The organism is Streptomyces sp. NPDC007162 (assembly GCF_040634175.1).
Taxonomy (GTDB): domain Bacteria; phylum Actinomycetota; class Actinomycetes; order Streptomycetales; family Streptomycetaceae; genus Streptomyces.
Window position 1 is genome coordinate 1 of sequence record NZ_JBEYFC010000693.1, and the last position, 3,950, is coordinate 3,950.

General features: G+C 70.4%; 5 protein-coding genes and 1 pseudogene. All 6 read left to right on the forward strand.

Annotated features, from left to right (window positions below):
* Positions 1–487, forward strand: a pseudogene (locus tag ABZ646_RS42195) (hydrogenase expression protein HypE); the annotation flags it as partial.
* A 70-nt stretch (positions 488–557) separates the two neighbouring features.
* Complete coding sequence (locus ABZ646_RS42200) at positions 558–2,348, forward strand: nickel-dependent hydrogenase large subunit (protein WP_360531778.1); 1,791 nt, start codon at positions 558–560, stop codon at positions 2,346–2,348.
* Positions 2,341–2,892, forward strand: coding sequence for a NifU family protein (locus ABZ646_RS42205; protein WP_360531781.1), 552 nt, complete (start codon positions 2,341–2,343; stop codon positions 2,890–2,892). Before ABZ646_RS42200 ends, ABZ646_RS42205 begins: the two co-directional genes overlap by 8 nt.
* The gene (locus ABZ646_RS42210; protein ID WP_360531784.1) at positions 2,889–3,491 is read left to right on the forward strand and encodes a DUF5947 family protein; all 603 of its coding nucleotides are present in this window, start codon (positions 2,889–2,891) and stop codon (positions 3,489–3,491) included. The genes ABZ646_RS42205 and ABZ646_RS42210 overlap by 4 nt, the downstream gene beginning before the upstream one ends.
* A gap of 14 nt (positions 3,492–3,505) precedes the next feature.
* Complete coding sequence (locus ABZ646_RS42215) at positions 3,506–3,712, forward strand: hypothetical protein (RefSeq protein WP_358980723.1); 207 nt, start codon at positions 3,506–3,508, stop codon at positions 3,710–3,712.
* Between the two features lie 42 nt (positions 3,713–3,754).
* Positions 3,755–3,950, forward strand: a 196-nt coding sequence (locus ABZ646_RS42220) for a hypothetical protein (RefSeq protein ID WP_360531788.1), incomplete at its 3' end; no start/stop codon positions are given.

A 3,950-nucleotide genomic window follows, 5' to 3' on the forward strand; every position in this document is an offset into this window, starting at 1 on the left:
GGAGACCCTGGTCTGGGTGCTCTACCACGCCGCCGGCACCGCTCCCCCGCCGCCGCTGGACCACATGCTGCGCCCGCAGTGGCTGTTCGGGAAGACGGTCCACGAGGGCTGCGACCGCGCCGCCTACTACGAGCAGGCGACCTTCGCGGCGGACTACAACTCACCCAAGTGCCTGGTCAAGACCGGCTGCTGGGGCCCGGTCGTGAACTGCAACGTGCCCAAGCGGGGCTGGATGGCCGGGATCGGCGGCTGCCCGAACGTCGGCGGCATCTGCATCGGCTGCACCATGCCGGGCTTCCCCGACGCGTTCATGCCGTTCATGGACGAGCCGCCCGGCGGCACCCTCTCCTCGCTGGCCATCAAGCCGTACGGCGCGGTCATCCGCCGGCTGCGCGGCTTCACCAACGAACTGGTCAACCACGAACCCAAGTGGCGCCACAACAAGCGCAAGCTCACCAGCGGGTACGCCCCGCGCTGGCGCCCCTGACGCGTCACGGCTCCCGCCACGGCGAATCCCCCACCCCAGTCCCCCCCACAGCAAAGGTCAGCGAACGCCGATGACAACCGAGGCCCGGCACAAGGGGCGAAAGCCCGCGCAGATCGTGGACATGTCCTGGGATCCGATCACCCGGATCATCGGAAACCTGGGCATCTACACGAAGATCGACTTCGCCAACCGGGAGGTGGTGGAGTGTCACAGCACCTCCTCCCTCTTCCGCGGCTACTCCGTCTTCATGAAGGGGAAGGACCCGCGCGACGCGGGCTTCATCACCTCCCGCATCTGCGGCATCTGCGGCGACAACCACACCACCTGCTCCGACTACGCCCAGCAGATGGCGTACGGCGTGAAACCGCCGCCGCTCGCCGAGCACATCGTCAACCTCGGCGAAGCGGCCGAGTACATGTTCGACCACACGATCTTCCAGGACAACCTGGTCTTCGTGGACTTCTGCGAGCAGATGGTCAAGGCCACCAACCCCAGCGTGCTGGCCCGCGCGCAGAAGACCACCGCCCCGCGCGGTGACATCCACGGATACCGGACCATCGCGGACATCATGAAGGCCTTCAACCCCTTCGAGGGAGAGGTCTACAAGGAGGCCCTGAAGGTCTCCCGGACCACCCGCGAGATGTTCTGTCTCATGGAGGGCCGCCACGTGCACCCCTCCACGCTCTATCCGGGCGGTGTCGGCACCATGCCGCAGCCGACGGTGTTCACCGACTACCTCAGCCGGCTGATGCACGTCATCGACTTCGTGAAGAAGGCCGTCGCCATGAACGACGACGTCTTCGACTTCTTCTACGAGGCGCTGCCCGGCTACGAGGAGGTCGGCAACCGCCGCATCCTCCTGGGCTGTTGGGGCGCCTGGCAGGACCCGAAGGTCGTCGACTACAAGTACGAGAACATGGAGCGCTGGGGCAGGGCGATGTACGTCACCCCGGGCGTCGTCGTCGACGGCGAGCTGGTCACCAACAGCCTGGTCGACATCAACCTCGGCCTCAGGATCATGCTGGGCTCGTCGTTCTACGAGGACTGGGTCAACGAGGACCCGTTCGTCACCCACGACCCGCTGGGCAACCCCGTCGACATGCGGCACCCGTGGAACCAGACGACGCTCCCGGTGCCGCAGAAGCGGGACTTCGAGGGCAACTACAGCTGGGTGATGAGCCCGCGCTGGTTCGACCGGCGCACCGGCGACCACCTCGCCCTGGACACCGGCGGCGGGCCGCTGGCCCGGCTCTGGTCGACCGCGCTGAGCGGCCTCGTCGACACGCCGTACATCAAGGCCACCGGGCACAGCGTGCGGATCTCGCTGCCCAAGGGCGAGTCCCTGCCGGAGACCACCCTGGAATGGAAGATCCCGAAGTGGTCCAACACCATCGAACGGGACCGCGCCCGGCCCTACTTCGTCGCCTACGCGGCGGCCATGGCCCTGCAGTTCCTGGACGAGGCGATGGGTCTGGTGCGCTCCGGCGACACCAAGGTGTTCGAGGACTTCGAGGTCCCGGACGAGGCGATCGGCTGCGGCTTCCACGAGGCCGTGCGCGGGGTACTCTCCCACCACCTGGTGATCAAGGACAAGAAGATCGCCAACTACCACCCGTACCCGCCGACCCCGTGGAACGCCAGCCCCCGCGACAAGTTCGGCACCCCCGGCCCCTACGAGGACGCCGTGATGGGGCAGCCGATCTTCGAGGAGAACGGCCCGGACGACTTCAAGGGTGTCGACATCATGCGCACGGTCCGCAGCTTCGACCCCTGTCTGCCGTGCGGTGTCCACATGTACACGGGCAAGGGGAAGACCCTGACCGTGACGCACTCGCCGACGTACGGGGCGAACCATGGCTGAGGCCGTCGGGCGGCTCGACGGCCCGGCGGTCGAGGCCCGGCTGGCCCGCCTGGACACCCTCCTGGAGGGCCTGGAGACCGCCCAGGGCCCGGCCGGCCGCTCGGCCGTGGAGGCGGTACGTCTGCTCATCGAGGTCTACGGCGAGGCACTCGCCCGGGTCCTCGACCGGGCGGACGCGCCGCTGGCCGCGTCGCTCGCCGACGACGAGCTCCTCGACCACCTCTTGGTGCTGCACGACATCCACCCCGACGCGCCCGAGCGTCGGGCCGCCCGTGCCGTGGAGCGGCTGCGCCCTGCGGTGCGGGAGCGCGGCGGCGACGTCGAGTGGGCCGGGGTGGAGGGCGAGGTGGGCCGGGTGCGGCTGGCCTCGGGCGGCGGTTGCGGCTCCGGGTGCGGTGGAGGTACCACGGAGGTGACCGACGCGGTCCGGGAGGCGGTGCTCGCCGCGGCCCCCGAGCTGGCCGGCGTGGAGCCGGTGGCCGAGGCCCCGGCGCCCGCCTTCGTCCCCCTGGACTCCCTGCGCCGGCCGCAGGAGGCACGGTGACCGCCGACGGAGCCCTGGCCCGCCTCATCCGTTCCGCCGCCGACCACCGGCCGGCGGCACGGACGGAGGAGTGCGACCTGTGCGCCGCCCCGGTGGCCGCGGACCACCCGCACCTCTACGAGCTCGGGCAGGACCAGGTCCGCTGTGCCTGCCGGCCCTGCTCGGTGCTGTTCGCCGACGGCCGCCAGGGCACCGGCGACGGGCAGTTCCGGCTGATCCCGACCCGCCGGGTCCGCCTGGGGAAGGTGGACACGGCGGCCCTCGGGGTCCCGGTCGGCCTGGTCTTCTTCGTACCCCGCGCCGACGGTTCGGTCACCGCCCAGGGGCCGAGCCCGGCGGGTGCCATGCGCTGGGAGGTGGACGCGGCGGCCTGGCAGCGGGCGGTCGCCGGCTGTCCGCCCCTGGCCGGACTGGCCCCCGATGTCGAGGCCCTGCTGGTCAACACCGTGCACGGCCTCGACCACCACTGGATCGCACCGGTCGACGACTGCTACCGCATGCTCGCCGTGGTGCGCCGGGAATGGCGCGGCCTGTCCGGCGGCGGCCGGATGTGGCCGGCCGTGGAGCGCTTCTTCGAGGAGCTCACCGAACGGTCCTAGGAAGGGAGAACACCATGGGCAACATCAGAGTCGGCCGCCCCCAGGCGCGGCCCGACACCCCGTCCCACGTGCCCGGCATGCACCAGGGCAACGAGGGCCCCTACAAGAAGCAGACCGGACACCACCAGGACGGCACCGCCGACGCGCGGCGCTCGACCAACATCCACTGGAAGCGCCACGACGCCCTCCTGGACGTCATGCCGAACATCCCGCCCGGCTGAACCGGACCCCGGACCGGCCCTGAGAGAACAGGAGAGTCCCACGTGAAGACCAGAGGAAGAAGGACGGGAACGGCTGCCCAGCGCGTGCTGACCGCGGAGGTCGCCGTGGTGGGCGCGCTGGTCCTGGCGCTGTTCGTCACCGAGATCCCCAGCATGATGCGCGAGGAAGAAGCCGGAGGTAGTCGGCGATCCGGGCGGCGTCGGCGGCGAGGGCGTCCGCACTGGAGGCCGACAGCAC